The following is a 22,177-nucleotide window of genomic DNA, read 5'->3' on the forward strand; positions in this document are numbered from 1 at the left end:
TGCGGGCAAAGGGCGCAAACCCGGCTGTTGACCAGCCTGAGTGGGCAGGGCACGGCCCCAAAGGCCGGAAAGGGCCAGGCGGGACCTTTTCCTGCAGCCTCCTAGATCTCCACCACGATGGGATAGATGAAGGGGCGCCGCTCCAGCACCTTCTGGAAGAAGCGTTTCAGCTCCCGGCGGATCTCCAGCTGGAAATCGCCGCAATCCATCATCTCACCTTCCGCCTGATAGCGTTCCAGCACATCCAGGATGAGGCACTTGGCCCCGTCCAGGATCTCCGGCTTGGTCTCTTCCAAGATAAAGCCCCGGCTGACCACGTCGGGGCCGTTGAGCACCTCCCGGTGCTCTTTGTTGATCACCAGCGTGACCAGCACCATGCCGTCCTCGGACAAGTGACGCCGATCCCGAAGGACCAAATCGCACACGTCCCCCACGCCCTTGCCGTCCACGAAGACCCGGCCCGTTTCCGCTTGTTTTTCAACGATGGCCCGTCCGTTCAGAAAGGTGATGGAGTCGCCGTTTTCCAGGATGAAACAGTTTTGCGGCGAAAGACCGACCTGCTGGGCCAACTTTTTGTGTTTGACCAGGTGGCGGTATTCCCCGTGGATGGGCACGAAATAGGTGGGCCGCACCACGTTGAGCATCATCTTGAGTTCTTCCCGATAGGCATGACCGCTCACATGAATGTCCTTGACCTGCTCATGGATCACCTCGGCGCCCTGCCGATACAGATGATTGATGATGTTCTGGATGGCCCGTTCATTGCCCGGGATGAACTTGGAACTCAGGATGATCGTGTCCCCTTCCTTGATGGACAGCTTCCGGTGCACGTTGAAGGCCATGCGGGTCAACGCGCTCATGGGCTCACCCTGGCTGCCCGTGGTCAGCATGAGAACGCGATGGTCCTCCAGACGCTGCAATTCCGCCAAGGTGGCTTCGCTGTCCGGATCGAAATCCAGGTAACCCAGCTCACGGGCGATCCGCACATTGGTCACCATGGACTTGCCACTGAAAAAGACCTTCCGATCGAATTCACGCGCCAGATGGAGTACCTGTTGAATGCGGTGCAGATTGCTGGCGAAGACCGCCACAATGATCCGCCCGGAGCATTCCCGGAAGATCTGGCGAAAGGTCTGTCCGATGTCCCGTTCTGACAGTGTATAGCCTTCCCGTTCCACGTTGGTGGAATCGGAAAAGAGGGCCAGCACCCCCTGTTCCCCGTAGTGGCCGAAGCGCGCCAAATCCAGCCGGCGGCCATCGATGGGGGTCTGGTCCAGTTTGAAGTCGCCCGAATGGATGAGGACTCCCTGGGGAGTGCGGATGGCCAGACCCACACCGTCCGGTATGCTGTGGCAGACCCGGATGCCCTCGATCTCGAAGGGGCCGATACGGAAAGGGTGGCGGGGTTGCACCGTGTGCAGAACGGTTCTTTCCAGGAGCTTGTGCTCCCTCAGCTTTTCCTCCACCAGGGCCAGCGTCAGCCGGGTGGCGTAGATGGGAATGGGAAATTCTCGAATGAGAAAGGGGATGGCCCCGATGTGATCCTCGTGGCCGTGGGTGATCACCAGGGCCTTCACCTTGTCACGGTTTTCCCGAAGATAGGTGAAATCCGGGATGACGATATCGATCCCCAGCATGTCTTCTTCGGGAAACATGAGGCCCGCATCCACCACCAAGATGGTGTCCCCATACTCCACCACCATCATATTGAGGCCGATCTCGCCCAATCCACCCAGGGGAACGACCTTGAGGGGCAAACGGGATGTGTCCGTGGAATTCATGACGCCGCCGAGCGCACCTCCCTGGTTGAAGTTTCGGCCTCCAAGACACCACCCTCCCGGGTCGTCAGGTATTGACGAATGGCTTCCCGCACGAGAAAGATCACCTTGTCGCGATCCTCAATGGAAAAGCCTTGTGTTTCAATGGGATGGCCAATGGTCATGCGGATGCGGCCCGGGCGGACCAGCCAGGCCCCCTTGGGCAGGATGGAGTAAGACCCGCTCAGACTGACGGGAACAATGGGTTGGCCCGACTTGATGGCCAGGATGATCCCGCCCTTCTTGAAAGGCTGGATCACGCCGTCCCGGCTTCGGGTCCCTTCCGGAAAGATGACGATGGACGCACCTTCACGCACCCGGCGGGACGCCTCCTCCAGACTTGCGAAGGCCTTTTTTCGATCCGCCCGATCGATGGGGATGTAGCCGATCATGCGCATGGCATGTCCGAACAAGGGGATCCGGAAGAGCTCCTCCTTGGCCAGCCACCGGAACTGTACGGGAAGTTTTCCAAGGATGGTGAAGATGTCGAACCAGCTCTGGTGATTGGCCGCATAGACGACGGGCCGATCGGGTGTGAGCCGTTCCAGGCCGTGGACTTCCACCGGAACCCCGGCGGCCCACAGATTCAGATTGCCCCAGAGGCGTCCGCACAGATGGGCCCAATCGCTGCGGCGCGTCGTGACCACGATGCCTATGGCGCACAGGCCCAGGACGATCGTGGAAAGGACCAGCATGGCGTAGAAGAGAGCGGTTCGCACATAGCGCATAGGCGTTTCCATCACATAAGTGATAAGTGCTCAAAAAACGGGAAAATTTCGTTCGGCAAAAGAGTTTAGCCACTTTCGCGGCCTGAGTCAACGCTGTCTTGTGGGCGAATGGGCTCTGTGCTATAGGAAGATCATGGGACATGCCCTTTGGATCCCGCCCGATTCTCGGAAGATTGTGGACCCAGAACCAACACCATACGAGGGACATCATGGCAAAGACAATGAACAAGGTGATACTCATCGGCCGCTTGGGGGCTGATCCGGACATCCGTTACACCCAAAGCGGCACCGCGGTGGTTCGTTTCAACCTGGCCACCAATGAAAGGGTGCCTGCCGGGGAAGGCAATTGGGAAGAGCGCACGGAATGGCACCGGGTCGTGGTTTTCGGCAGGCAGGCGGAGGCGTGCGGCAATTATCTGGCCAAAGGCCGGTTGGTGTACGTGGAGGGGCGTTTGCGCACCAACCAGTGGGAGGACGCCCAGGGAGTGCGGCGCTACACCACGGAAATCGTGGCCGGGGACGTGGGGTTCCTGGACAGCGGCCGGGACGCGGCTGCCGGAACCCAAGCCCCTCAAGGCTCGTACCAGAAGGCACCGGCCCGGTCTCAGCGAAACGGCGAAGCGGCCTTTCCCGATGCACTTCCCGAAATGTCCACCCCGCCGGACGACGATATCCCCTTCTGACAGGCGGGTGTCACGGCAGGCCGTGGCGGTCCGCCATCCGGGCTCCGTCATTCGGTGCCTGAAAGAAGGTGTTGGGTGACGGCAGGGCAAAGGGCCCCATGGTCGCTCCCCTGGCCCCGGACGGCTGGGATCCATCTCCATACAAACAAGGCGGGGCGCCCTGGGGCGCCCCGCCTTGGTCCGGCCTGTTATCCACTACAACCGCCGCGGGCCCTTCTGTGCCGCATGCCAGACTCTCAGCTTGTGGTCTTGTCCGTTTCCGCGGATTCCTGCTTCGTTTCGATCTTTTCCACCGACTCGGATTTTGACCCAGCCAATTCCGCTTCCTGGGTGGCTTTCTTGAAATTGCGAATGCCCTTGCCGAGACCGGCTCCGATCTCGGGCAGCTTTCCCGCCCCGAAAATGATCAGCACGATCACCAGGATCACAAGCAATTCAGGCATTCCGATTCCACCAATCATGGGAGGGCTCCTTTTTCTCGATTACTTTCCCAGAAGATCTTCCACTTCCTGCACCAACTGCAAGAATTCCTTGCTTTGTCGGTATTGGTCCAGCACCTGCTGATGTTCCAGCCAGGTGTCCCACACCTTCATCCACAAGCTGTTGTGCCAGTAATACTTGGCCTGTTGCTGGGCTCCGTCCCGTCTCGCCCGGTATTCTGCGTATTCCTCCCGGCAGGTGCGGCAAAGGGGGTAGGGACTGGCGTATTTTTCGTCGCACCGATCCTCTTCACCCAACTGCGCGCCGCACTTGGAACACTTGAAGGCACATCGGGTGCACTGAAAAATCTTGCGCAGTGCCTCCACCTTGCGTCGACGAACCTCTGCGTCCTTTTCCGACTTCAGGCTCTCGCAGCGTCGACCGAATTCAATAATGTTCGCCATGGAAGAAACTTTTCTTTATGTTTCAATCAGTTACTTTGCTCATACCACTATCTTTCATGGGAGTCAAGGGAGGAGGCGGATGAGGAGCGGTCTTCGTTCAGGTTGAAGAGTTGCTGGGTGAAATCCACGAAGAGGCGCTTGGATTCGCGCCCGGACTTGTGCTTAAGGAACACGATGGGATCGTGGAGCATCTTCTTGAGGATGGAGTCCGTCAGGACGGCGATGGCTTCCCGCTCCCTTTCGCCCAGGTCGGGAAGCTGGGAAAGGGTCCTTTTGAGTTCCGCCTGTCGGATGGCTTCGGCCTTTCGGCGAAGGGCGATGATGGTGGGCACCACATCGAGGGTTTGCAACCACTGCTGGAAACGCAGGGTTTCCGACTCGATGATGTGTTCCGCGCGTTGAGCCTCTTGGCGCCGCTCCGTCAGGTTGAGATCCACAATGCCTTGCAGATCGTCGATATCGTAGAGGTACACGTTGTCCAGGCGGTTCACTTCCGGATCGATGTCCCGGGGCACCGCGATGTCGATAAAGAAGAGCGGTCGGTTCTTTCGTCGGCGCATTCTGGGCTTCAGGTCCCGGTAGGTCACGATGGGATCGATGGACCCGGTGGAGCTGATCACGATATCCGCATCCACCAGGGCTTCCAAAAGGTTTTCAAAGGGAGCTGTGGAGGCGCCGAAACGGGCGGCCAGCTCCAGGGCCCGTTCCAGGGTCCGGTTGACCACCACCATGTCCCGCACCCGCTGGGCCAACAGGTGTTGAGCGCCCAGTTCGGCCATTTCCCCAGCGCCCACGAGCATGATCCGCTTGTCGTGCAAGCGGCCGAAGATCTTCCTGGCCAGTTCCACCGCCGCATAGCTGATGGAAACGGCATGGCAGCCGATGTTGGTTTCCGTGCGAACCCGCTTGGCCACGGAAAAGGTCTTGTGGAGCAGGCGATTCAGGACCACGCCCACGGTCTTGCGCTGGGTGGCTTCCCTGTAGGCCGCCTTGATCTGGCCCAGGATCTGGGGCTCACCCACCACCATGGAATCCAGGCTGGAGGCCACGCGAAACAGGTGGCGCACCGCCTCCAGATCGTGATGGACGTAGAGGTGGGATTCCAATTGGAGCCCTGGAAGCCCCAGATGGCCAAACATGAGCTCTTTGACCTGCTCCAAGGCCTGGGGCCCGTTGGCGGTGGTGAAGAGGAATTCCACTCGATTGCACGTGGACAGATAGAAGAGTTCATCCACCGCCGGACACTGGCGAACCTTTTCCAAGGGGCTTTCGTCCAAACGGCACACCTGGGCCAGTCGTTCCCGAACGGCGACGGGCGCTGTCTTGTGGTTCATGCCGATGAGAGTGATTTCCATGGCGTTGCCCTTCACAGTGCATGTGGCGATCCCAATCGCCGGCACATTATCTGGAATTGAGAGGCCAAAAGATCAAGGTCCATGATCCCGTGGTGCAAAGAGCCGGAGTTTCTTTCCGATCGTCTTGCCTCTCTTTCTTTTCTCCTCCAACCTGCGCGCACTCACATGAAAAAAGGCCAGTCAGGCGCCCATCTGTCCGCTGTCACGGCCTGACACAGGGCCGCTTACCCCACAAAGGTGGAGTGATGTCCCTTGAATAGAAGGTTCACACCGAGAAAGGTCACCAAAACGGCAGAAAAGCCGAAGATGGCCAGCCAGGCGGCACGCCTCCCCCGCCAGCCCACGGCCAGTCGTTCGTGCAACAACACGGCGTAGATCAGCCAGGTCAAGAGGGCGAAGATCTCCTTGGGATCCCAATTCCAGGGAGATTTCCACACCGTGCTGGCGTAGAAAAAACCGGTGAGCAATCCCACGGTCATGAGCGGGAATCCGACCAGCAGGCAGATATGGTTGATTCGATCCAGCCGTTCCAAGGACGGGAGTCGGGAATGGAGGTTTCCCAGGCGCTTCTGTTTGATGGATCTTTCTTGTAGCAGGTACATGATGGCTGCGGCAAAGGCCACGGCAAAGAGCGCGTTGGCGGCGAAAAGCGTGGCCACGTGAACCACAACCCACGAGCTTCTGAAAAGGGGCCCCGACGGGATGGAGGAGGCGGGCAACAAGGTGGAACCGAACATGAAGACCGCCGCCAGGGGGGAGACGAAACTTCCCAGGATGCGCAGCCGCAGACGCAGGGACAGAACCAGGTAGGCGATGACCAGAAACCAGGCGAAAAAAGACAGTGCTTCCGGACTGGAGGTGACGGCCAGGTACCCTTTGGCCGCAGAGCGTAAAGCGATCGCCGCCCCGTGGCAGATAGCTCCCGCCATGAGAACGGCCCAAGCCGCCCGATGCACTTCCTCCCGGTCCCGAATGAGGAAAACCAGATATCCCGCGGTGCCCACACAATAGAAGGCCACCGCCAAGGTCAAGAGGACGCCTTCCATGCCCTTTCCCATTCCCGCTCTATTTCCGTTTCGGCGAGCACCCCGTCCAGGACCCGCCCGACGGCCTGTGGTATTTCCTGGAACCGCCCGTTTCCAATCCACTCCAAGATCGGCAGCTGGACCACGGCCCGAAAGAGCGCCTGGTTTCTTTCCGAATCGGCAGACCGTTTCTGAACCGCTCGGCGCAGGCCGCCGAGAAAGTGCAGGTAGGCGGCCCATTCCGGCCCGAACTCTTTTTCCAGCTTCTCGCGGACCAGCCGGGACACGGCGGGGCTCAGCCCCGCGGTGCTCACCGCGATGGTCAGCGGGCCCCGCCGGAAGGAGGCCGGCACCAGGCAGGTTCCCCGTTGGGGATCGGAGGCCGTGTTGCACCACAAGCCCAGGCGCCGGGCATCTTCGGCCACCCTGCGGTTCAAGGCCCGATCGCTGGTGACCGCAAAGACCAGCACCGCCCCTTGCAGATGGTGCGGCTCATAGCTCGAAGCGACCCACGTCACCCGCTCACGGGCAACCTGGTCCCGCCACCAGGGGTTCAGATCCCGGGCCACCACCATCACCTGGGCCCCATGGTCCAGGAGCCGGCGGGCCTTTCGTTCGGCCACCGTTCCGGCACCGACCACCACGCAACGCCTGTCTTTCAGCGACAGGAACAGCGGGCAATAGGTGGTGAAATCTTCTGAGCGCACACGATCCACCACGTACCTCTTCCCTTCACGGCCAAGGTCGGCATCTCGGGCGAATGCTTCGACGCAAGCCGTGGCCACCTTTATCATGGGCAAAGCGAAGAGACAAGTAGGGGGGCGGCAGGTACAGACCTCTACGAACGTCGGCACAGGACGTAGTCGGCCAGATCCAAGAGCGTGGACTTGGCGGGGCTTTCCGGGAAAATGCCCAGGTTCGACCGGGCACGGTCCAGATGATGCGCGGCCTTTTGGAACGTGTAATCCACGCCGCCCAGATCCAGCACCAGCTTTTGAATAACTTCGATCTGCTCCCTTTCAAGGGGCGCCTCGGACAAAAAGGCGGATCGGATCAGATCGCGCTGTCCGTCCTCGGCCCGGCCCAGGGCATGAATGAGAGGCAAGGTGGCCTTGCCTTCCTGGATGTCGTTTCCCACGGGCTTTCCCAACTCGCCCACCGATCCCACGTAGTCCAGGGCATCGTCCGTCAACTGAAAGGCGATCCCCAAGTGGTGGCCATAGTCCCGCAGGGCCGATTCCTCTTGCGGCCCGGCACCGGCGAAAATCGCCCCGATCTGGCAAGCGGCGGTCATGAGATCCGCCGTCTTTCGCGTGATCACTTCCATGTAGGCGGCCTCGTCCGTTTCCAGGTCGTCCGAATGGATCAGCTGCAAGACCTCGCCCTCCGCGATGCGACTGGTCGTGGCGGAAAAGACCTCCAGGATACGCAGATCTTTGTAGCAGACGGTGGTGCGAATGGCCTGGGAGTAGAGATAATCGCCGATGAGGACCACGGCCGGGTTTCCCCAGATGGTGTTGGCAGCGGGATTTTTGCGGCGGATCTCGGCGTTGTCCACCACATCGTCATGGAGGAGCGTGGCGGCGTGGAGCAGCTCGAAGGCGACAGCCAGGTCCACCTCTTGATCGCCTTGGTAGCCGCAAAGCCGGGCGGAAAGGATCATCAGAAGAGGGCGAAGGCGCTTGCCCCCGCTGTTGACGATGTAGCGGCCCACTACCTCGATCAATGGGACGGAAGAGCTCAGATGCCTTTGCAGCGCCCTTTCAATGCGCTCCAAATCGCAACGGACCTGATCGTAGATACGGGCCTTAAGGAATTCGGCTCGCAGTGCGTTGGCCGGTTCCGAGGAGCAACATCCTGACACGTCCACTCTTCCCCATACAAAAGGTGATGTCACGCCATTCAGCCCCGCGGGACCCGGGGCCCTGTCGGGGGGTGCTTTGTCTACCCAGAATGCACCGGTTCATATCGAAAAGAAGCAGGCATGTCAAAGAGTTTGGTCGGTGCGCCGGCATCGGCTCCGGGTCAAGACTCCAGTCGTGCCTCCAGGTCGTAATCGTGAGTCCTGGTGATGACGGCGGGCACAATCTGTCCCACCTGGGCGTTGCCTTCGGTGATGATCACCTGCCCGTCCACCTCGGGGGCCTGGGTGGGAAGCCGTCCCACGGCCAGCAGTTCCGTCTCCGGATGTTCGCCCTCCACCAAAACGGGCCATCGCTGTCCCACCAGGGCCGCCAGCTTTCTGCGGGAGACCTCCTGCTGAATCGCCAACAGGGTTTCCTTCCTTTCCTCCTTGACCGGTTCGGGCACCTGATCCGGATACCCGGCGGCCCGGCATCCCTTTTCAGGCGAAAAGGCAAAGACCCCCACGTGGTCCAGCTCCATGTGCTGGACGAAATCACACAGGGCCCGAAAATCCCTTTCCGTCTCCCCGGGAAAACCCACCATGAGGGACGTGCGCAGGGCCGCACGGGGCAGGTGTCTTCGGATGAGCTCCAGGATTTGCTCCGGACGCCGTTCCATGTCCACTCGATGCATGGCTTGCAAAATCCGAGGAACGGCGTGCTGGAAGGGAATGTCCAGATAGGCGACCACCTTGTGGGAGGCCGCCATGGTCTTCAATAGGTCTTCGTGAACACGGTGGGGATAGGCATAGAGGAGGCGCACCCACCGGATCCCGTCCACCTCTTCCAGTGCTTCCAGCAGCCGCACCAGCGCCCCGGTGTCTCCCCGGTCGCTTCCGAAGGCCGTGGTGTCCTGGGCAATGAGATTGACCTCCACCACTCCTTGGTCCGCCAGGGCCCGTGCCTCCCTCGCCACGTCCTCCACGGTTCGACTGCGATATGGGCCTCGCAACTTCGGGATGACGCAAAAAGAGCACCGGTTGCTGCAGCCTTCAGCGATCTTGACGTAGGCCGTGTGCGCTGGCGTGGAGGGCAGCCGAGCCGTGGAGGCATCCACGAGATAGGTGGGTCGCTCGAGGAAAACCCGAGGGGAGCCTGTCTTCAGGAATTGGCGGAAGATCTCCCCAAACCGATGGTATTGGGACGTGCCGAGGAAAAGATCCACCTCGGGCAAAAGGTCCGGCAGCTTGACCCCGTAGCGTTGGACCATGCATCCCACCGCCACCAGATGGGCACACGGGCCCTGGGATTTGAATTGGGCCATTGCCAGGAGATGATCCACCGCTTCCTGGACGGCGGTTTCCAAGAAACCGCACGTGTTGACCACGATGAGTTCGGCCTGCTCGGCGGACTCCGTCAGGGTGTAGCCCAGATCCCGGATCTGGGCGGCCAGTACCTCGCTGTCCACCAGGTTCTTGGCACATCCCAGGCTGATCAGCGCCGCACGGTGCCGGGGGGCGTTGGTGTCACGGTTTCCATCCAACATATCGGTGATCCTCCGCGCTTCAAGATTCCCTTCCAGAAAAGGCGCTGCACCATACGGGAGTCGGACATCCCGGTCAAGGCATCCACCTTTGGACCGTGAAATGATCGATACCGGCAAAGACAAGAAAGTCCACGATGAGACTCAGCAGAAAGGCGTTCAGAGCCACGAGGCCATGAACCGCAGGGGGCAGGTTCCTGCGGAGATGCTCCCACACGAGCCGTACCGATTCCACCATCACGAAACATTCCAGGGCAAAGGGCGCAAACCCGAGGAAGCCCAACACGGGCATCTCAAAAAGTTTCATGTCCCCCACGAAAGGAACCGTATAGACCCACTTGGAACCGGCCCAGTAATTCCAGAGCTCCCACAGGAAGCCGCACAGGAGGCCCGCCCCCAGAAGACGCAAGGTGTGGCCGTAGTGGCCCCTTTCCCAGTCCTGCATGAGGGACCGTCCGCGGCAGGCGGCGTTCCAAGGATCCAGAAGGAAGAAAAATCCCAGCCAGATCAAGGGAAAGGCGAAACGGGGGAGGATCAAGGGAGCGAGCACACAGAAGGCGCCCAACCTGCGAAGCGTCTGGGCGTGGCGCAGGGTCCATCCGTGGGGGATCGGAGGCCATGGAGGATTCCACCGCCCGGCCCCCAAGTGCTCCAACAATCGTGTGGTCACAAAGAGCCCGGGCAATACCGTGGCGTAGGCGATCCAGTATCCCCACCAGCGGGTGAGCCGCGACGGGGGCAGACCCACGTAATGCCAGTTGGAAAGGCGGAAATTGGCCGCTTCGAACACCCCCCAAAGAAAGACGGACAGGGGCAAAAGGGCCAGAAACCCCAAAGGGCGTTCAAAGAGCCGGGATCGGCCGCCGGTGCACCGGAGCACGGCTTCACATACCAGGATGTACGGCCACCAGGCAAAGCAATAGTACCAAGTCCTTACAAAGGGATCTCCTTCGGCAAGCCGCCAGGTGGCCCAGACAAACACGGCCGTCCAAAAGAGAACCCAGGCCCCGCACCATGCCTTCTCCTTTCGTTTTCGTTCCATGGCCGTCCCTTCCTTTTTCTCAAATGGGTGCCTCTTTCCTTCGTAAGGGGCCGCTATGATGAGCCATGGTGAAGAATCGTAAGGTGGCCCCTCGCCGGAGAACCGCCTGAGACGAGTAACCATAATATGGAAAAGAATCCACGGACGTCATGTCCCGCAAGGCTTCTCAAAAATATCGCGAAACGACCCGAAATGTGGGGAAAAGACGCTTGTCAGCCCCGCGTGTCTGCTGTTAATAAGGCGACCAGATCATCGGGGAAAGTCGCCCTTGGCGGCCTTTCCTTGCAGCGAACTGGAATGGGGGAAAGCGATGGCTTCTCGTCTGCAGTGCCTCCGCGAAGGCACAGCGGAAAAGGCCGTTTCCATAGTCAAGATTTCCGCCGCGATTTGTGTCGCGTTTCTTCTCGCCCTGGGATCCGGGACCCCGTGGGCCCGGGCGGCTGCTCAGGAGTCCCCGGTCCTCTTGGCCCGGGTACTCGTCGGCCCTTCGCCTGCCTCCAAGGAAAACGGTGGATTCCGGATGGCGGCGGTGCCCATCTCCCGCGACCTTTCTTCCGGCCAACCGACCCCCCTTCCCGACGATAGCCTGCTGGGGCGCCGAGGCTTTCACGTTCCCGACCACCCACTGGTGGACCGGTACATCACCTATTATACGGGTAAATGGAAGAAGGGGTTCCAGGAATCCCTGGACCGGGCCTGGCCGTACCTGCCGCTCATGGCGGAAATTCTGGACGTGATGGGCGTACCCACCGAGCTGGTCTACGTGGTCCTGGTGGAAAGCCACTTCAAGGGCAAGGCCCGTTCGTGGGTGGGCGCCTGCGGGTTCTGGCAGCTCATGCCCTCAACCGCCCGGTCCTTGGGGCTCCGGGTCGACGCCTACGTGGACGAACGCCTGGATCCTCTGCGATCGACCCAGGCGGCGGCGGTTTACCTGCGCCGGTTCTACGACAAGTTCGGTTCGTGGGAGCTGGCCCTGGCGGCCTACAATGCGGGCCCCGGGGCGGTCCGCCGCGCCCTCCGCAGGCATGGTACCTCGGACTTTTGGACGCTTCGAAAAAAACGAGCCCTGCCCAGGCAGACACGCTTCTATGTGCCCAAGATCATGGCGGCCATTCGCATCTGCCGTGACTTGGACCGCTATGGGTTTCAAAAGCCTCGATACATGCCCGTGTGGGCCTACACGACCGTGTGGGTTCGGCGTCCCCTTTCGCTCAGCCGAGTGGCCCGGTGGAGTGGCATCCCACTGCGGGACATCAAGAGACTGAACCCCGCTCTCAAAAGGGGCCGGATTCCCCCGAAGGGATACCGGCTGAGACTTCCCCCGGCGGTCCTGGAAAAGTTCCTGTCGGCCTACGAATCCTATTTGCGCCGGCAGGGCTAGGAACCTGCCTGAGAACGCCCAGGTTGCTCCCTTGTTGTACGGGCGGAAGCTTGGGGCTACCAGCCGGGGCCGTGCTGCCGGCCTGGTGTTTCAGCAGTAGGGGCGGGTTCCCAACCCGCCCCTACAAGGCTGTCTGAGAATTCAAAAAGCACCACGAGCTGGTGAAATTTCAACTGATCAGAAAACCACAAAAGGGCGAAAGGCCTTTTGCGGACACGGTCCTAGCGGCTTGCCCGTGTGGTTGTGGGCCGGCGCCGGGGTGGCCGGGCCCTTCAGCCGGCACAGGTCGTGTGAACGTCGTTTTTTTCACGAAAAAAGCTGACATTCCTGGGCCGTTGGTGTATGAGGCTACAATAATGGCACTGAACGGGGTGAAGGCCATCCACACTTTCCATGGCACCGAGGCGAATCCATGACGTTGAAGGCACTGGCTGCCGAACTTTACAAGAGCATACGGCGAGTGGAAGAGCTTGAAAAGAAGGTGGCGGAGATGCCGCCCCATGATCCCGCCCGGGCCCAATTGGAGCGGGAACTGGCTCAGGCCCGCCAGGAACGCGACCGCCTGAAAGGCGCGCTGGATGGGGCCAAGGCCTAGATCTTTTTGGAAGATCAAGCAGTCCGCAGGCGCGACCCAACCGGTGGCCTGGGCGGGATGCTTGCGTACTTTTTCACTTGACAAGGGGACAGCCTTCCCTATAATCACCTTGCTACAGATTGCACAAGCTGGAGTGCCGCCCCTTGCGGATGATTCGAATATCTAACACTTTAGAGAGGAGAAAAGGTCATGTCCAAACTGGTTCCTCCCCATGGAAAAGAAGGAAAGCTGAAACCGCTCTTGCTGGAAGGCGACGAGCTCAAGGCCGAAATCGAAAAGGCCAAGACCCTCAAAAAGGTTCCCATGACGAGCCGCGAGGCTTCCGACCTGGTCATGCTGGGTATCGGCGCCTTCACGCCCTTGGAAGGCTTCATGGGCTACGACGACTGGAAGGGTGTCTGTGACGAATACAAGATGGCCGATGGCACCTTCTGGCCCATCCCCATCACCCTTTCCGCCGACAAGGATCTGGCCGACAGCATTGGCCCCAACGAAGAGGTGGCCCTGTGGGATGAAGAAAACGATCAGATCCTGGGCACCATGCAGGTGACCGAGAAGTACACCATCGATAAGGAACATGAGTGCAAGTCGGTCTTCTGGACCACGGATGCCGAGGGTCATCCCGGTGTGGCCAAGGTGATGGCTCAAAAAGAGATTAACCTGGCTGGCCCTGTGAAGGTGCTCAGCGAAAGCTTCTATCCCGAGGTGTTCGCCGGTACGTATCAGAGGCCGGCTGAGTCCCGCGCCATCTTTGAAGAGAAGGGCTGGTCCCGGGTGGCGGCCTTCCAGACCCGCAATCCCATGCACCGCAGCCATGAATACCTGTGCAAGATCGCCGTGGAAGTGATGGACGGCGTCTACATTCACCAGCTGCTGGGCAAGCTGAAACCCGGCGACATTCCAGCTGACGTGCGCAAGAAGGCCATCGGCGCCCTGGTGGATAACTACTTCGTGAAGGATACGGTGGTGGTGGGCGGCTATCCGGCGGAAATGCGCTACGCCGGTCCCCGCGAGGCCCTGCTCCATGCGGTCTTTCGTCAAAACTACGGCTGCAGCCATCTCATCGTCGGCCGCGACCACGCCGGTGTGGGGGACTACTACGGCCCGTTCGATGCCCAGAAGATCTTTGATGAGATCCCCGAAGGCGCCCTGGTCACCAAGCCGCTCAAGATCGATTGGACCTTCTGGTGCTTCAAGTGCGACGGCATGGCCTCCATGCGCAGTTGCCCGCACGGCAAGGAAGACCGCCTCATCCTTTCCGGGACCATGGTCCGCAAGACCCTGAGTGAAGGCGGTGAGCTGGATCCACACTTCTCCCGGCCCGAGGTCGTCCAGATCCTCAAAGAATACTACTCCGGGCTGGAAGAGAAGGTGGAGATCAGGCTGCACGGTGCCGCCACCGGCGACGCCGCCAAGGAATAAGGTTTGCCGAGGGTTTGTGGAAGGGGTCGTGGGGCCCCTTCCACAAGGAGAAATGGCAGGGATTGCATCTGAGAAAGGAGGTGCAAGGGCTATTTCTTGGTGCGGGTTGTGATGGGCCCGCAAATGTCAGAGGGTTGTTGTGTTAACCTTTAGGAGGTGAAGAAATGCCTAGTTACGTCATCCTGGAAAAGTGCGACGGCTGCAAGGGGCAGGATAAGACGGCGTGCATGTACATCTGCCCCAACGACCTGATGGTCCTGGACAAGGAAAAGATGAAAGCCTACAACCGCGCCCCCGAGATGTGCTGGGAGTGCTACAACTGCGTGAAGATCTGCCCGCAGCAGGCAATTGATGTTCGCGCCTACGCCGACTTCGTGCCCATGGGTGCTTCGGTGGTGCCTCTGCGCGGTTCCGAGGACATCATGTGGACGGTCAAGTTCCGCAGCGGCCAGGTGAAGCGCTTCAAGTTCCCCATCCGGACGACCCCGGAAGGTCAGGCGCAGCCGTGGCCGGATGAGTGGCAGACCGGCTCCGACGACATCAAGAGCCCCGTTCTGTCCACCGAGCCGGCGTCCACGTGGGCCGACGAACTGCCAACCCTCAAGAAGTAACCCTAAGGAGGTGAACACATGAAGCCTTCCGATTTCGAAACCGTACGCGTCGATACCGATCTGCTCATCCTGGGCGGCGGCATGTCCGCTTGCGGCGCCGCTTTTGAGGCGGCCTATTGGGCCAAGAAGAACGGCTTGAAGGTCACCGTGGTGGACAAGGCCGCCATGGACCGTTCCGGCGCCGTGGCCATGGGTCTTTCGGCCATCAATGAATACATCGGCTATGCCGAAGGCGACAACACGCTGGAAGACTACGTCAAGTACGTGCGCCAGGACCTCATGGGCATCTCCCGTGAAGACCTGGTCTATGACATCGCCCGCCATGTGGACAGCTCCGTGCACCTGTTCGAAAAGTGGGGCCTGCCCATTTGGAAAGATGAAAACGGCAAGTATGTCCACGAAGGCCGTTGGCAGATCATGATCAACGGTGAATCCTACAAGGTGATCGTGGCTGAGGCCGCCAAGAACGCTCTGGCCACCATGGGCGACCAGGCTGAGATCTATGAGCGCGTCTTCATCGTGGAGCCGCTCATGAACAACGGCAAGTGCGTGGGTGCCGTGGGCTTCAGCGTTCGCGAAAACAAGTTCTACGTCTTCACCGCCAAGGCTACCTTGGCTTGCATGGGCGGCGCCGTGCACGTCTTCCGTCCGCGTTCCGTGGGCGAAGGTCTGGGCCGCGCCTGGTATCCGCCTTGGAACTCCGGCTCCACCGCCTACTTCACCATTCGCGCCGGTGCGGAAATGACCTGCCAGGAAGTGCGCTTCATCCCCGTGCGCTTCAAGGACGGCTACGGCCCGGTGGGCGCCTGGTTCCTGCTTTTCAAGTCCCGCGCTACCAACGCCATGGGCGGCGAATACATGGTGGAACGTGCCGACGAGCTCAAGAAGTGGGCTCCCTACGGCACGGGCAAGCCCATCCCGGCCAACCTGCGTAACTGGCTGGGTATGGAAGACGTGATGGAAGGCAAGGGCCCCATCTACATGAGGACGGAAGAGGCCATCGCCAACCTGGCCGCCGCCTACAAGGATGACCCCAAGGCCTTCAAGAAGAAGATGAAGGAACTGGAAAGCGAGGCCTGGGAAGACTTCCTCGACATGACCATCAGCCAGGCTCTGCTGTGGGCCGGTATGAACATCCAGCCCGAAGAGAAGCCTTCGGAAATCGCCGCGGCCGAACCGTACTTCATCGGTTCCCACTCCGGTGCCTCCGGTGCCTGGGTCTGCGGTCCCGAAGACATCATGCCGGAAGAATACAAGAAGCAGTGGGAATCCATCGGCGTCTACAACCACATGACCACGGTTCCGGCGCTCTTCACGGCCGGCGACGGTGCGGGCGCCAGCTCCCACAAGTTCTCCTCCGGCTCCCACGCGGAAGGCCGCATCGCCGCCAAGGGCGCCATTGCCTACATCCTGGATCACAACGAAGCGCCCCAGGTGGACGATGCCCAGATCGAAAAGCTGCGTGAGACGATCCTGGCCCCGCTGGCCCGCTTCGAGGAGTTCAGCCCGATGTCCAGCGATCCGGACATCAACCCCAACTTCATCAAGCCCAAGATGTTCATGTTCCGCCTCCAGAAGATCATGGATGAGTACTGCGCGGGCGTGTCCGCTCAGTTCACCACCAACAAGGCTCTTCTGGAAAAGGGCTTGGAGCTCCTCACCATGTTGAAGGAAGACTCCGAGAAGCTGGCGGCCGAGACCCTGCATGAACTGATGCGGTGCTGGGAAAACGTGCAGCGCATGTGGATCGCCGAAAGCCACCTGCGCCACGTGATGTTCCGCGAGGAAAGCCGTTGGCCGGGCTACTACTACCGCGCCGACTTCCCCGACATGGACGAAGAGAACTGGAAGGTCTTCGTCAATTCCGTGTGGGATCCGGCGACCGGCGAATGGACCATGAAGAAGGTCCCCGTGGTGCATCTGGACGTCTAAGCCGCTAGACGGACGGTCCCACCCCCTGAAGCCCCTGGCTTCAGGGGGTTTTTTTGTGGGAAATTCGACAGGCGCACCCCACCGTCCATAAAGGAAACCACGGCAGCGGGGCGGTGGTTCAAGAGGCTGGCCGAAAAGGCCCAGGTTGGCCCCTTCCTGTGCGGACGGAAGCTCGGGGCTACCAGGCGGGCCCGTGCTACCGGCCTTTTCTTCGAGCCGCGGGGGCGGGTTGCGAACCCGACCCCACAAGGTGTGCTGAGAATGCCGAAAGCACCACGGGGCCGTGAAATGTCAACGGGTCAAGAAAGTCCCAAAAGGGCGAGAGCTCATTGTCACACCGCCTCCCGGGGTTCGCTGCGGGCCTGGCGTTCGGGGGTGCACCCTGGCGTTACGGCAGAGTTTCAACCGCCCTTATCCGGGGGGCGCCCACACCTTGCACCGACAGTTTCGTTGTGCTATGCGAAGACGTTTGAGTGAATACGTGCACAAGGGACCGGGTCCGGTAGAGATCTTCGGCTCACCATGCACGATCCAAGGAGGGGGAGATTGTCGGCAGAGGGAGAGGCACTATTTCCCAGTTGATGGAGGAGAATCCATGTCGGATGTGGTCAACGCAAGTCGCAGTCTTTTGGTGGTAGGAGGCGGCATGAGCGGCCTGAGTGCGGCTCTGGAAGCCGCCGAGGCCGGCTATCAGGCCTACATTGTGGAAAAGGAGCCGTACCTGGGTGGCCGTGTGGCGCGCATGAACAAGTACTTTCCCAAGCTTTGCCCGCCCAGTTGCGGTCTGGAGATCAATTTCCGTCGCATCAAGAACAATCCCTTGGTGCGGTTTTTTACCATGGCGGAGGTGACCAAGATTGAAGGAACGCCGGGGGATCTGGACGTGACCATCAAGATCCGGCCCCGGTACGTGAATGAAAAGTGCACGGCCTGCGGGCTGTGCCAGGAAGCGGCGGAAACGCAAATCCCCAATCCCTTCGACTATGGCCTGAGCACCGTCAAGGCCGCCTACCTCCCCCATGAATTCGCCTTCCCCATGCGCTATGTGATCGCTCCGGAAGTGATCGGCACCGAGGAGGCCGGAAAAATCCAGGCCGCTTGCCCTTACGGAGCCGTGGAACTGGACATGGCGGAAAAGGAATTCGATCTCAAGGTGGGAGCCGTGGTGTGGGCCACCGGCTGGAAGCCCTATGACGCTGAAAAGATCACCTATTACGGTTTTGGGAAACACCAGAACGTGGTGACCAACGTGATCTTCGAGCGCCTGGCGGCCGTCAACGGCCCCACGGCGGGTGTCATCCAGCGCCCGTCCGACGGACAGCCCGTCCAGAACGTGGCCTTCGTCCAATGCGCCGGATCCCGCGACGAGAACCATCTGCCCTATTGTTCCGGGGTGTGCTGCCTGGCGTCGCTCAAGCAGGCCACCTACCTGCTGGATCAAAACCCCGATGCACGGGCCACCATTTTCTACATCGATATCCGTGCCCTGGGTAAGTACGAGGACTTCTTCGCCAAGGTGCAGGCCGATGAGAGGGTGCGTCTGGTGAAGGCCAAGGCCGGAGAGATCACTGAAGACCCGGCCACCGGCCAGGTGACGGTCCAGGCCGAAGACCAGGCCACCGGGGCCATCCTCAAGGAATCCTTCGACATGGTGGTGTTGGCCACCGGGATGGTTCCTTCCACGGCCGAAGACAAGGTGCCCGCTGAGGTCGCCTACGACGACCATGGCTTTCTCCTGAACGGCTCGGCGGCCGGTGCGGTCATCCCGGCGGGATGTGTTAAGCGGCCCGTGGATGTGGCCACCAGTGTCCAGGATGCAACGGCGGCAGCCCTCAAGGCGATTCAGGCGACGGTGAGGAGGTAATTTCGATGGAAAAGAAGATCGGTGCATATATCTGCACGGGTTGTGGCATTGGAGATGCCCTGGATGTGGCGGCTCTGGCGAAGGTGGCCACGGGTGAATACAAGGTTCCGGTTTGTCGTGAACACGGCTTTCTGTGCAGCGAAGAAGGGCGGGCCCTCATCCAGGCGGATGTGGAACAGGAAGGTGTGAACTCACTGGTCATCGCCGCCTGCTCGCCTCGGGTCATGGTGGACGCCTTCGACTTCGGCCCCGACAAGGTGGTGGAGCGCGTCAATCTCCGCGAACAGGTGGTCTGGTCCCATCCGGCCGAGGATGAAGACACGCAGATGATGGCCGAAGACTATCTGCGCATGGGGATCACCAAGGCCAAGGAAATGGAGCCCCCGGTGCCCTACCAGGGGGAAAATTTGAGCAAGCGCATCCTGGTGGTGGGCGGCGGCCTCACGGGCCTCACGGCGGCCAAAGAGGCCGCGGCGGCCGGCTACGAAGTGGTGCTGGTGGAAAAGTCCGACGAACTGGGCGGCTACACCCGGAACGTGGCCAAGCTTCCGCCCTTGACTCCCCCTTACGAAGAACCCACTGCCTTCGATCTGGAAGGGCTCGTGGGGGAAGTGACCGGAAGCGACAAGATCACGGTCTATACCGGATCCCAGATCGAAAAGATCAGCGGCGCCCCCTGCATGTTCGACGTCTCCATCCAGCAAAACGGCTCCCAGGCCGCTGAACGCGTGGGGGCCATCGTGCTCGCCACGGGCGCCGTGCCTTACGATGCTTCCAAACTGGAACATTTGGGCTTTGGAAAGCATCCGGACGTGATCACGGCCGATCAGCTGGAAGGCATGTTCAAGGCAGGCGAGGTGAAGCGGCCTTCCAACGGGCAGCCCGTGAACGGGGTGGCGTTCATCCTGTGTGCCGGATCCCGGGATCCCGAACATCTGCCCTACTGTTCCGCCGCCTGCTGTGTGGAGTCCTTGAAACAGGCCAAATACTTCAAAGACGCCAATCCGGAAATGCCCGTCTACATCTTCTACAAGGACTTGCGGGCCCATGGGACCTACGAGTTCCTTTACAAGCAGCTCCAGAAGGACGGGGTTTTCTTCGTGCGCGGTACGGTGACCGGTGTGGACGACGACGGCTCCGGCGCTCTGGCCATTTCGGCCGAAGACGTGCTCACCCGTGCGCCCATTCTGTCCGAGAGCGTGGATCTGGTGGTGCTGGCCACGGGCATGGTGTCCACGGCCTCCCTCGGAAAGCCCTACAAGGCCCAAGAGCCCAAGGAAGGGGAAGAGGAAGTGGAGGTGCCTGCCGACACCATCCTGGCCTCCAACCTCCTCAATCTGGAATATCGCCAAGGCCCGGAAATTCCCGCCTTGAAATACGGTTTTCCCGATTCCCACTTCATCTGCTTTCCCTATGAATCCCGACGGACGGGCATCTATCCCGCCGGAACCGTGCGCGCTCCCATGGACTACAGTCGAGCCATGGACGATGCCGCCGGAGCGGCTCTCAAGGCGATCCAGTGCGTGGAGATGACCGGCCAGGGCAAGGCGGTTCATCCGCGGGCCGGCGATCTCAGTTACCCCGAATTCTTCATGCAACGCTGCACCCAGTGCAAGCGCTGCACCGAAGAATGTCCCTTCGGGGCCATCAACGAAGACGAGAAGGCCAACCCGTTGCCCAACCCCACGCGGTGCCGGCGTTGCGGCGTGTGCATGGGCGCCTGCCCGGAACGGATCATCTCCTTCAAGAACTACTCGGTGGGCATGATCGGCAACATGATCAAAAACATCGAAGTTCCCGAAGAGGACGAGGAAAAGCCCCGCATCCTGGTGCTGGCGTGCGAAAACGACGCCTACCCCGCCTTGGACATGGTGGGCATCCGGCGGGCCCAGTACAACCCGTGGGTGCGCGTCATCCCGGTGCGTTGTTTGGGATCCATGAACCTGGTGTGGATTGCGGACGCCCTGTCCAGTGGGATCGACGGCATCCTCCTGCTGGGCTGCAAGCACGGCGATGACTATCAGTGCCACTTCGTCAAAGGCAGCGAACTGGCCAACATCCGCATGAGCAAGATCAAGGAAACCCTGGACCGGTTGGTGCTGGAATCGGAGCGCGTGCGCTTCGAGCAGCTTTCCATCACGGACTACGGGAAGCTGCCGGAGATCCTGGACGACTTCGCGTCCGACCTGGAAGATCTGGGCCCCAACCCGTACAAGGATTTCTAGTCCGGCCGCCGCGCCCGCGGCATGAGAAGGAGAGTGAGCATGGAACCGAAATACGTATCCGCAGAGATGCGCGACTATATCGTGAGCATGGGTGCCGAGACGGTCAACTGGTGCATGCAGTGCGGTCTGTGCACCAATCTGTGTCCGTGGCGTCTGGTTCCCGGTGAGACCAGCGAGAAGTTCAACATCCGCCACATGCAGCGGCTGGGCCAGATGGGCATGGAGGGATTCGAGGACGAAACGGTCCTCTTTGCCTGTTCCACCTGCGGCATGTGCCAGAGCAACTGCCCCCGAGGCGTCAAGATCATCGACAACGTGCGCGGCATGCGCGCCAGCATTGTGGGCGCCGGCATGGCCCCGGCCAATCTGCGGCCTATCCTGGGCAGCGCCCACGCCAATGGCAATCCCTGGTCCGGTCCCAGGGAAAAGCGCACCGCCTGGCAGGAAGGCCTGGATGTGCCCACCTTCGGTCCGGACACCGAGTACTTTCTCTTCGTGTGCTGCCATTCGTGTTACGATCCGCGCAGCACCAAGGTGGCCCGGAGTATCGTGAAGCTGCTCCAAGCGGCCGGGGTGAGTTTCGGGGTGATCGGCCAGGAAGAAAGCTGCTGCGGCGAGAGCATGCGCAAGCTGGGCGACGAGGAGCTTTTCCAGAAGCTGGCCCAGTCCAATATCGAGCTCTTCAACAGCAAGGGCGTGAAGAAGATCATCACTACCTCGCCCCACTGCCTGTGGACCTTCACCCAGGAGTACCCGGAATTGGGCGGTGAATGGGAAGTGATCCACTACACCGAGCTTTTGAACCAACTGGTGGAGGAAGGAAAGCTCAGCCTGAAGGCAGGCCAGGGCAAGAAGGTGGCCTTCCACGATCCCTGTTACCTGGGGCGCCACAGCGGCGTCTACGATCCCCCCCGGGCCCTGCTGGAAAAGGTGGTTCCGGACGGTACCGTGGAACTGACTCGCAACCGGGAATCGAGCCTGTGTTGCGCGGGGGGAGGGGGTCGCATCTGGGCGGAAGTGCCCATGGGCGAACGGTTTGGAGAGCTGCGCGTGACCGACGCCCTGGACCAGGGCGCCCAGGTGCTGGCCACGGCCTGCCCCTATTGCATGAACATGCTCATCGATGCCTGTAACAGCCTGGGCAAAGAGGACGATCTGGAAGTGGTGGAGTTGAGCGAAATACTCGCCGACTCGCTTTAAAAGCCTGTCCCAATCGGCCGATCCCC

The 22,177-nt window shown here is 60.6% G+C and carries 19 protein-coding genes; 9 read left to right on the top strand and 10 right to left on the bottom strand.

The genetic code is table 11. The features are described from left to right. Positions 1 to 101: 101 nt before the first annotated feature. On the bottom strand, positions 102 to 1,781 hold the full coding sequence (locus B9A12_RS10030; protein WP_084057758.1) for a ribonuclease J: 1,680 nt from the start codon (positions 1,779 to 1,781) through the stop codon (positions 102 to 104). Further along, positions 1,778 to 2,545, bottom strand: coding sequence for a lysophospholipid acyltransferase family protein (locus tag B9A12_RS10035; RefSeq protein WP_170920523.1), 768 nt, complete (start codon positions 2,543 to 2,545; stop codon positions 1,778 to 1,780). The genes B9A12_RS10030 and B9A12_RS10035 overlap by 4 nt, the downstream gene beginning before the upstream one ends. A gap of 209 nt (positions 2,546 to 2,754) precedes the next feature. Between B9A12_RS10035 and B9A12_RS10040 the strand changes: the two genes are divergently transcribed. After that, entirely contained in the window at positions 2,755 to 3,228 is a 474-nt protein-coding gene (locus B9A12_RS10040) for a single-stranded DNA-binding protein (protein WP_084057816.1), read from the top strand. Positions 3,229 to 3,464: 236 nt separating this feature from the next. On the opposite strand, the gene B9A12_RS10045 is transcribed toward B9A12_RS10040, so the two are convergent. The 8 genes from B9A12_RS10045 to B9A12_RS10080 form a co-directional block, all read right to left on the bottom strand. Further along, positions 3,465 to 3,689 carry a twin-arginine translocase TatA/TatE family subunit gene (locus B9A12_RS10045; protein WP_084057760.1) on the bottom strand — a complete coding sequence of 75 codons (225 nt, stop codon included), beginning with the start codon at positions 3,687 to 3,689 and terminating at the stop codon, positions 3,465 to 3,467. Between the two features lie 21 nt (positions 3,690 to 3,710). Then, complete coding sequence (locus B9A12_RS10050; RefSeq protein ID WP_084057761.1) at positions 3,711 to 4,112, bottom strand: hypothetical protein; 402 nt, start codon at positions 4,110 to 4,112, stop codon at positions 3,711 to 3,713. A gap of 47 nt (positions 4,113 to 4,159) precedes the next feature. Further along, positions 4,160 to 5,467 (bottom strand): glutamyl-tRNA reductase, encoded by a 1,308-nt coding sequence (hemA, locus tag B9A12_RS10055; protein ID WP_084057817.1) that lies wholly within the window; start codon positions 5,465 to 5,467, stop codon positions 4,160 to 4,162. A gap of 224 nt (positions 5,468 to 5,691) precedes the next feature. Beyond that, a complete protein-coding gene (ccsB, locus tag B9A12_RS10060; RefSeq protein ID WP_170920524.1) occupies positions 5,692 to 6,513 on the bottom strand; it encodes a c-type cytochrome biogenesis protein CcsB in 822 nt (273 codons plus the stop codon). Then, positions 6,495 to 7,211: a precorrin-2 dehydrogenase/sirohydrochlorin ferrochelatase family protein gene (locus B9A12_RS10065; RefSeq protein WP_170920525.1), complete on the bottom strand. Its 717-nt coding sequence runs from the start codon at positions 7,209 to 7,211 to the stop codon at positions 6,495 to 6,497. The genes ccsB and B9A12_RS10065 overlap by 19 nt, the downstream gene beginning before the upstream one ends. Positions 7,212 to 7,330: 119 nt before the next feature. After that, positions 7,331 to 8,356, bottom strand: coding sequence for a polyprenyl synthetase family protein (locus B9A12_RS10070; RefSeq protein ID WP_245802412.1), 1,026 nt, complete (start codon positions 8,354 to 8,356; stop codon positions 7,331 to 7,333). Positions 8,357 to 8,517: 161 nt separating this feature from the next. Further along, the gene (gene rimO, locus B9A12_RS10075; protein ID WP_084057764.1) at positions 8,518 to 9,882 is read right to left on the bottom strand and encodes a 30S ribosomal protein S12 methylthiotransferase RimO; all 1,365 of its coding nucleotides are present in this window, start codon (positions 9,880 to 9,882) and stop codon (positions 8,518 to 8,520) included. 73 nt (positions 9,883 to 9,955) lie between these two features. Continuing rightward, positions 9,956 to 10,921 (bottom strand): hypothetical protein, encoded by a 966-nt coding sequence (locus B9A12_RS10080; protein ID WP_084057765.1) that lies wholly within the window; start codon positions 10,919 to 10,921, stop codon positions 9,956 to 9,958. Positions 10,922 to 11,231: 310 nt separating this feature from the next. Here B9A12_RS10080 and B9A12_RS10085 point away from each other — a divergent pair, with 310 nt between their 5' ends. The 8 genes from B9A12_RS10085 (at position 11,232) to B9A12_RS10120 (ending at position 22,151) form a co-directional block, all read left to right on the top strand. Then, entirely contained in the window at positions 11,232 to 12,302 is a 1,071-nt protein-coding gene (locus tag B9A12_RS10085; RefSeq protein ID WP_139796584.1) for a lytic transglycosylase domain-containing protein, read from the top strand. A gap of 412 nt (positions 12,303 to 12,714) precedes the next feature. Next, a complete protein-coding gene (locus B9A12_RS10090) occupies positions 12,715 to 12,897 on the top strand; it encodes a hypothetical protein (protein WP_084057767.1) in 183 nt (60 codons plus the stop codon). 189 nt (positions 12,898 to 13,086) lie between these two features. Next, positions 13,087 to 14,319, top strand: a complete 1,233-nt coding sequence (gene sat / locus B9A12_RS10095; RefSeq protein WP_084057768.1) for a sulfate adenylyltransferase — start codon at positions 13,087 to 13,089, stop codon at positions 14,317 to 14,319. A gap of 164 nt (positions 14,320 to 14,483) precedes the next feature. After that, on the top strand, positions 14,484 to 14,930 hold the full coding sequence (gene aprB, locus B9A12_RS10100; RefSeq protein WP_084057769.1) for an adenylyl-sulfate reductase subunit beta: 447 nt from the start codon (positions 14,484 to 14,486) through the stop codon (positions 14,928 to 14,930). Between the two features lie 18 nt (positions 14,931 to 14,948). After that, entirely contained in the window at positions 14,949 to 16,862 is a 1,914-nt protein-coding gene (gene aprA / locus B9A12_RS10105) for an adenylyl-sulfate reductase subunit alpha (RefSeq protein WP_084057770.1), read from the top strand. Between the two features lie 595 nt (positions 16,863 to 17,457). Next, a complete protein-coding gene (locus B9A12_RS10110) occupies positions 17,458 to 18,726 on the top strand; it encodes a CoB--CoM heterodisulfide reductase iron-sulfur subunit A family protein (RefSeq protein WP_084057771.1) in 1,269 nt (422 codons plus the stop codon). Between the two features lie 5 nt (positions 18,727 to 18,731). Beyond that, positions 18,732 to 20,951 carry an FAD-dependent oxidoreductase gene (locus B9A12_RS10115; RefSeq protein ID WP_084057772.1) on the top strand — a complete coding sequence of 740 codons (2,220 nt, stop codon included), beginning with the start codon at positions 18,732 to 18,734 and terminating at the stop codon, positions 20,949 to 20,951. Positions 20,952 to 20,990: 39 nt separating this feature from the next. Beyond that, the gene (locus B9A12_RS10120; RefSeq protein ID WP_084057773.1) at positions 20,991 to 22,151 is read left to right on the top strand and encodes a (Fe-S)-binding protein; all 1,161 of its coding nucleotides are present in this window, start codon (positions 20,991 to 20,993) and stop codon (positions 22,149 to 22,151) included. Positions 22,152 to 22,177: the final 26 nt, after the last annotated feature.

Origin of the sequence: Desulfacinum hydrothermale DSM 13146 (assembly GCF_900176285.1) — a bacterium.
Classification (GTDB): Bacteria; Desulfobacterota; Syntrophobacteria; order Syntrophobacterales; family DSM-9756; genus Desulfacinum; species Desulfacinum hydrothermale.

Coding starts and splice junctions, on each gene's coding strand:
- B9A12_RS10030 (WP_084057758.1), bottom strand. CDS start 1,781: ATGAATTCCACGGACACATCCCGTTTGCCCCTCAAGGTCGTTCCCCTG.
- B9A12_RS10035 (WP_170920523.1), bottom strand. CDS start 2,545: ATGCGCTATGTGCGAACCGCTCTCTTCTACGCCATGCTGGTCCTTTCC.
- B9A12_RS10040 (WP_084057816.1), top strand. CDS start 2,755: ATGGCAAAGACAATGAACAAGGTGATACTCATCGGCCGCTTGGGGGCT.
- B9A12_RS10045 (WP_084057760.1), bottom strand. CDS start 3,689: ATGATTGGTGGAATCGGAATGCCTGAATTGCTTGTGATCCTGGTGATC.
- B9A12_RS10050 (WP_084057761.1), bottom strand. CDS start 4,112: ATGGCGAACATTATTGAATTCGGTCGACGCTGCGAGAGCCTGAAGTCG.
- hemA (WP_084057817.1), bottom strand. CDS start 5,467: ATGGAAATCACTCTCATCGGCATGAACCACAAGACAGCGCCCGTCGCC.
- ccsB (WP_170920524.1), bottom strand. CDS start 6,513: ATGGAAGGCGTCCTCTTGACCTTGGCGGTGGCCTTCTATTGTGTGGGC.
- rimO (WP_084057764.1), bottom strand. CDS start 9,882: ATGTTGGATGGAAACCGTGACACCAACGCCCCCCGGCACCGTGCGGCG.
- B9A12_RS10080 (WP_084057765.1), bottom strand. CDS start 10,921: ATGGAACGAAAACGAAAGGAGAAGGCATGGTGCGGGGCCTGGGTTCTC.
- B9A12_RS10085 (WP_139796584.1), top strand. CDS start 11,232: ATGGCTTCTCGTCTGCAGTGCCTCCGCGAAGGCACAGCGGAAAAGGCC.
- B9A12_RS10090 (WP_084057767.1), top strand. CDS start 12,715: ATGACGTTGAAGGCACTGGCTGCCGAACTTTACAAGAGCATACGGCGA.
- sat (WP_084057768.1), top strand. CDS start 13,087: ATGTCCAAACTGGTTCCTCCCCATGGAAAAGAAGGAAAGCTGAAACCG.
- aprB (WP_084057769.1), top strand. CDS start 14,484: ATGCCTAGTTACGTCATCCTGGAAAAGTGCGACGGCTGCAAGGGGCAG.
- aprA (WP_084057770.1), top strand. CDS start 14,949: ATGAAGCCTTCCGATTTCGAAACCGTACGCGTCGATACCGATCTGCTC.
- B9A12_RS10110 (WP_084057771.1), top strand. CDS start 17,458: ATGTCGGATGTGGTCAACGCAAGTCGCAGTCTTTTGGTGGTAGGAGGC.
- B9A12_RS10115 (WP_084057772.1), top strand. CDS start 18,732: ATGGAAAAGAAGATCGGTGCATATATCTGCACGGGTTGTGGCATTGGA.
- B9A12_RS10120 (WP_084057773.1), top strand. CDS start 20,991: ATGGAACCGAAATACGTATCCGCAGAGATGCGCGACTATATCGTGAGC.